Origin of the sequence: Peribacillus frigoritolerans, from assembly GCF_030676415.1 — a bacterium.
Classification (GTDB): Bacteria; Bacillota; Bacilli; order Bacillales; family DSM-1321; genus Peribacillus; species Peribacillus frigoritolerans_A.
On the sequence record NZ_JAUUTW010000068.1, the window covers coordinates 1 to 6,115 of the forward strand.

At 32.3% G+C, this 6,115-nt stretch carries 5 protein-coding genes and 2 pseudogenes; 2 read left to right on the forward strand and 5 right to left on the reverse strand.

From position 1 onward, the window contains the following. Positions 1-325: 325 nt before the first annotated feature. Together Q8G36_RS28345 and Q8G36_RS28350 are read right to left on the reverse strand one after the other, a co-directional pair. Complete coding sequence (locus Q8G36_RS28345) at positions 326-475, reverse strand: hypothetical protein (protein WP_056529733.1); 150 nt, start codon at positions 473-475, stop codon at positions 326-328. Positions 476-741: 266 nt separating this feature from the next. Then, the gene (locus Q8G36_RS28350) at positions 742-1,158 is read right to left on the reverse strand and encodes a hypothetical protein (protein ID WP_305161559.1); all 417 of its coding nucleotides are present in this window, start codon (positions 1,156-1,158) and stop codon (positions 742-744) included. A 645-nt stretch (positions 1,159-1,803) separates the two neighbouring features. Between Q8G36_RS28350 and Q8G36_RS28355 the strand changes: the two genes are divergently transcribed. Further along, on the forward strand, positions 1,804-2,184 hold the full coding sequence (locus Q8G36_RS28355; protein ID WP_305161558.1) for a hypothetical protein: 381 nt from the start codon (positions 1,804-1,806) through the stop codon (positions 2,182-2,184). Positions 2,185-2,249: 65 nt separating this feature from the next. Here Q8G36_RS28355 and Q8G36_RS28360 read toward each other — a convergent pair whose 3' ends face one another. The 3 genes and pseudogenes from Q8G36_RS28360 to Q8G36_RS28370 form a co-directional block, all read right to left on the reverse strand. Next, positions 2,250-2,507 carry a hypothetical protein gene (locus tag Q8G36_RS28360; protein ID WP_305161557.1) on the reverse strand — a complete coding sequence of 86 codons (258 nt, stop codon included), beginning with the start codon at positions 2,505-2,507 and terminating at the stop codon, positions 2,250-2,252. Between the two features lie 311 nt (positions 2,508-2,818). Further along, on the reverse strand, positions 2,819-3,400 hold the full coding sequence (locus Q8G36_RS28365) for a GNAT family N-acetyltransferase (protein ID WP_305161556.1): 582 nt from the start codon (positions 3,398-3,400) through the stop codon (positions 2,819-2,821). A gap of 522 nt (positions 3,401-3,922) precedes the next feature. Continuing rightward, positions 3,923-5,024, reverse strand: a pseudogene (locus Q8G36_RS28370) (ATP-binding protein); the annotation flags it as partial. 682 nt (positions 5,025-5,706) lie between these two features. Between Q8G36_RS28370 and Q8G36_RS29505 the strand changes: the two are divergent. Then, positions 5,707-6,030 (forward strand): annotated as a pseudogene (locus Q8G36_RS29505) (GNAT family N-acetyltransferase); the annotation flags it as partial. Positions 6,031-6,115 lie beyond the last annotated feature (85 nt).

The following is a 6,115-nucleotide window of genomic DNA, read 5'->3' on the forward strand; positions in this document are numbered from 1 at the left end:
TTCTTTAGTGTCAACATTTAATCCGTAAAATAAGAATCTCTAATAACACTTTCCTCTTGAAACCATCTTGTTAATGAATACAAAAAAACCACCGTACGTGTTTCATCATTAAATTAATCAACTGGGACGCACTAAACTGAAGATTTTATCAAAACATGCCCTTATACTATTTAATTGGATTTTTCTTTTATAAAAAAGATTGATCATTTTAATGTTCCTTAATCAACTAACGCACCCGTTAGTTGCGTAAGTAAGAGGTTTAAAAAAAGAACTTCGAATAAGAAAAACATAGGGAGATTTTAGTCTTCCTATGTTTTCATTCATATTATTTATCTGTTTGTTTTTGCTTCTTTTTCAAATACTCCGCACGTATTTTTTCAAGTTGCTGCTTTTTATCAAATTTGGCAGGCGTCTGTTTTTCATGAAACTTTGTCACAGCTACCTGACCTTTGTAATCCAATTGATATTTTCCCACTTTGTGCACCTACTTTTCTTGTCTTTAAAGAGAATCTATTCAACAAATATAATATACCTTATTTTAATGAAGTAAACCTTATTACTTTATTAGTGTACTGCTAACCTTGCATATATCAGTAAAAACATTAAAAACTTAGTAAAATAATTCATCGCCAAATGGTATTCATTTCATTGCTATAATCAAAATAAAATGCCTTGACACTCTGCATAAGCCTCAATAATTCTGCTTCGATCTTCAGCTAACGCACCCTTTAGTTTAGTTAGCTATTCCGTTGTTAAACTACCATCTTTACTTTTCTTAGCATTTATCTCCCATTCAATATCATCTTTTAACCTCAAGCAATAATCCATTACAAATCGTATATCAAAATCGCCTTTTTCGTATGACTTTTCAAGTGCATCAAATTTTTTTCTTGCAAAATAGTTAAACACTTCATCTTCCGAAATACCTTTTTCTTCTGCGATTTCGACAATACTTTTTTGTTTCCTAATTTGATTATATTCGGCTTCGTTGACACCCAGAAAGCGATATAAGTCTTCAAAATCAGTTCTATACCTAAATATAACTTTGCCTTCTTCTTCATTGTTTTTACCCTCAGCGAAAGAAGGTATAGCACTTACAATGAGTAATAAAGGAATAAGGAAAAACGTGATAACAATCCATCTTAGTTGTTTATACATTAAGGTCAACTCCTTTTTAAAGTATTCCTTAATATTTTCACACCGAAGTTAGATTACTATTCAAAATTATTCTACTCCAGGAGTTTAAACTAATGATGATGATTAAGTCGACTTTATCTTTTTTAGTTAAAGAGTGGGTTTCTGTAGCAAACAGGAACGTTTTTTTATTATTTGAACTCCCATTTAGTTTAAGTGTATAGCTTTTCAGGATGTTTCTTCAATAATATGGCCCAATTGTTGAACAAAGATCAAACAGCACTCTTGAACTATCCTGCCCCTTTAGTTTAAGAAGAAACTTTTACAATCTCAATAGAGTAAAGCCTATTGGTACATAATCAAACCACCTCTACATTAGGATTTATGATGTCTCATAAGACTTGTGTCAAAATGCTTAGCGTTGTAAATCCGCATTTTCCTGACTCTACCCCTATAGGGAAATCATTTCTACTGACATATCATCTCACTACACCGTCATTGGTGGCATGTTATGGAACTATGGAGAGTGATTAAATGATTCAAGAATGATATGTGAAAAAACGTTATTTAAAATTTCACGTTTTTTTAAAAAAAAAGTGGAAATTCCTTCCTCTATAATGGTAGAGTTAATACATAAATGACAATAAATTGAAATTAAGAGGGGATATTATGAAAAAATTTATGATGAGTTTAGTCGTTATAACGACATTAGTATGCGTAACTTTATGGGGAACTGAAACTAGTAATGCTGCTTCATGGACATTAGTAGACAAAAAAACCTCGTCAGGAAAAATAACTTACCTTGATGGAGTAAAAGGTGGCTATGCTAAAATTTGCTTAAAAGAGGAAATTGGAGGAGCCAGATTTGATCTATACGATAATGATGGAGAAAATAGTCCAATGATCAAAGCTGGGGTATTCATTGGTAATAATGACTGTTACAAGTTTTACGCAGCAAAATATGTGGATGGATCTGACAACGATGCTGAATTTGCTCTTATAAAAACTCGCTCCTCTTTAACCAGTTACGTACTTGAATTATGGGATTAATTTCTATCCAAAAGGCACCTCATAAATTTATGAGGTGCCTTTTGGATAGAAAACTTTAAAGTTCTTTAAAGACTAAAATAAAAACCAATACAACTAATAATAAATATTAAAATCAAAATCCCAAATACAATTTTTTTACCTAATTCACTTCTATAATTTAAATGGACAAGAATAAAGTAAATTATTGTTGCAAGACAAATAAATACCATACCCTCAATAATTTCATAACGTGTATAAGTGTTTTGATGAATAATAAACGATAGACCCCACGAAATTAGTAAAAAGGAACCATAAATATAAAGAGGTTTTTTGGTGTTATCCATAAAGCATCTCCTTTTTCAGATTTTTATAATCCTACAATAGCTCAAAATAAAATTATGAACGATTAACATTAATTAACTCTAATAGTTATTTCAAAAATTCCTCGTCAGTTATTTTTCCCTCTAAGTTACACCTCTATCTTGTTATATCAACGTTACCATAAATTAGTAAAAATTAGTTGAACTTTTAACATAGCTCTTCTTCAAGTAACCTGCCCCGATAGTTGCATAAAGAAAAAGCTGCCTTAAAGACAGCTCCGATCTTCAGCTAACGCACCCGTTAGTTTAATAAGCAACACTTCGAAAATACCGGATTATCGTAGCATACTCTCCATTTTGTCCTTCACTAGCACCCATTCTTGGTCGATTAAACTGTAAAAAACAGAGTCTCTTAGATAACCGTCAGGCATAACCACATGATTCCGAAGCACGCCTTCTTTTACAGCACCCAGCCGTTCCATTGCCTGCTGAGACCGCACATTTCGACTATCTGTTTTCAATTGGACACGAATAGTACATAGTGTCTCAAAGCAGTGTTTCAAAAGAAGATACTTACATTCCGTATTTATTCTAGTTCGCCAAACAGTTGGAGACAGCCATGTCCAACCAATTTCCAAGTTACGGTTTGGTATGGATATATTAAGAAAACGAGTGCTTCCCACAATTTTCCCTGAATCCTTATCGAAGATAACAAAAGGAAATTCGCTTCCTTGCTCTCTCGCTAGAAGTGCTCCATTCACAAGGTACTTCATATCTTCAATCGATTGAACCTTCATTGGCATGTATGCCCATATATCTGGATTGTTTCCCGCATCAAATAATTCCTGTACGTGATATTCCTCCATAGGTTGTATCTTTACTCTATCTCCTATTAATACTACTGGTGTTATCTCCATAATTCTTCCCTCCTTTTCTTCTTTTGTAGAACTATATAAACGAACTGTCCTGTATTCAAGTGCCAGTTGTTTATTTTTTATAAGGATCAGATAAAAGATAGAGGTTAAGCAACTCTTCTTCCACTAATCTGCCCCGATAGTTTGCATAAGACCTATTGTAGAGTTGACACAACTCTCTTTGGTTTTAGACATTCGCAGTGCCATTATCTTAAGATTAAGGTTAATGTTAGTGTTAAGTTATTAATAACTGTAGCTTTGAAACAAAGTTTGATCAAAATTACTACAAGAAACCTTGAAAAATCAGAAGTTGGATTCCCTTGGGAAACCGCGTCATTCCTACATTCCGTGCAGTCCGTGAAATTTCACGGATTTGCACGGTTTTATACATCATAGAAATACCAAGGCTTTTAAGCGCCTTGGTATTAATTTCCCACTCTAAAATTGCATAAAATCTTGTATAAGATATACTAATCAATCAATATTTGTAAGTAGTCATATCCAGTCGTACACCAACGTCTGGAATCACCGAAAAGCCTTTCCCATGAAAGAAATTAAAAGAATCCTTTGATAAGAACGATAATAGATGGGAAGAATAACATTAACTGTTGTTCCTTTATTCATTTCACTTTCAATAACTATCTTTCCTTGATGTGCTTCCACAATTTCATAACAGATCATTAACCCTAAACCAACCCCTTTTTCTTTGATACTATAAAAAGGTTCTCCAAGATATGGGATACGTTCGCTTGGAATCCCACATCCTTGATCGATAAAACAAATACTTACTTGATGACTATCAAGTGTATCGATTTGAACCAAAATTTCTCCTCCCGTTGACATCGCTTCAATTGCATTTTCTAAGATATTGATAAACACTTGTTTTAATTGGTTTCCTTCACAAGGTATGTAGGGAATTTCTGATTTAAGCACTGTTCTGATTTGTATATTATTCATCATTGCTTTAGGTTGAAGTAGCGTTATAACTTGTTCTGCTAACATGCTCAAATTATTGAGTTGAATCTTTACTGCTTGTGGTTTAGCTACTATCATAAATCTATTTGTAATTACTTCTATTTGTTCAATTTCTGATGATATTACATCTATGTACCACTGATTTTCTTTATTTTTCATTGATTGTATTAGTTGTATAAATCCTTTAATAGTTGCTAGTGGATTTCGAATTTCATGAGCTATTGCTGTAGCTAATTGTCCTACCACATCAAGTTTCTCTGATTTTCGCAGTAACTCTTCCGTTTTTAAACGTTCAGTGATATCTCGAGTAATAACCATTGCAACTTCTTTTTCACCTAATCTAAAGATATCGATAATAAACTCAGTATCTATTTTCTCTTCTATTTTAAAAACATATTCGTCTCGGAAAGTGAAGTAATGTTTTCCCTTTTCGAAATCTTTTATAGTTTATAGTTTTAATGTTTTCAGGAAGAAAATCCATAACAGATATTGAAAGAATTTTTTCCTTACTATAACCTAATCTTTTACATGCAACTTGATTTACGTCGAGAAATCGAATTGGAAATCGATCCTCATTCAATTCTAATAGGTAAATTGCAACAGTTGCATGTTCAAATAGAGCACGGTATTTCATCTCATTTTCTCGTAATTGTAGAATAGACATATAACTTTCTTGTAATTGTTGAATAGATATATAATTTCACTCCTTTCAATATAACCTCTAATTTTCAGAATATTATAAAATTATACATTTGAAAGGAATTTGATGCAAGAAACCTTGTTTATATTTTATTCATATTTTTCATGAAGCATAAAAAGTGGTTCTATATAAATCCTGTTAAACATATCGAAATGTATGAGGTCCCATCTTTTTCTGTCTACACTCCACTATTTGGAATTGCTGCATAAGATCTGATTCTCTTAAAAAATTAGAGTAGAAAAAAGTATATAAAACTACTTTTTTCGATATTTTTCAGAAAATTCCGACTTTTATATTTACAACATAAAATTTTTATTGTATGATAATCTTACTAAATTAAAAGAAGGTGATACCAATGAAATAGCGAAAGGCGAAGACGTATAATATATACGTTGGGTATCAAGAGAGCTCTGTTTTTTCTAAAGAATACTTCTTAGCCATCCCCCTTTTTCAAAAATACGAATCTTCTCTTAGAAAAATACTAAAACTGGTATTAAAAAATAAATAAAACAATGAAAGGATTAAATTACAAAGTAATGGTAACTCAAGAAGAAATAATTTAAGCGACCTTGTGTATCCTAATAGGAATGACAAGGTCGCTTACATATTTTTATTTTACTCTAGTTAAATTGCCATAGTAGATAATTCCGGATTCTTAGGTACTTGGATTGGAAAACCGTATCACGGAAAAGGATATAATAGACCTGCTAAAGATGCTTTTTTTAAAGAACTCTTTAATGAGCTAGGTATTGAGACGGTTTTTATGCGGATTCGAGAAGAAAATATCCGTTCCATAAAAGCTGCCGAAAAACTTCCTTATTGCGTATACACTACACTTCTAGAACTAAACTGCCCCGATAGTTGCATACAAAAAAGCTGCCTTAAAGACAGCTCCGTTCTTCAGCTAAAGCACCCGTTAGTCATAATGAACGAAAACGGCTCCCATCGCTTAACGTAGATTGCACTTGGTCATAATGTTACTACCAAAAATAAAAAACCAAGTGTAGAGCTACACACGAAAAGGAGCCTATATTATGAAGGAT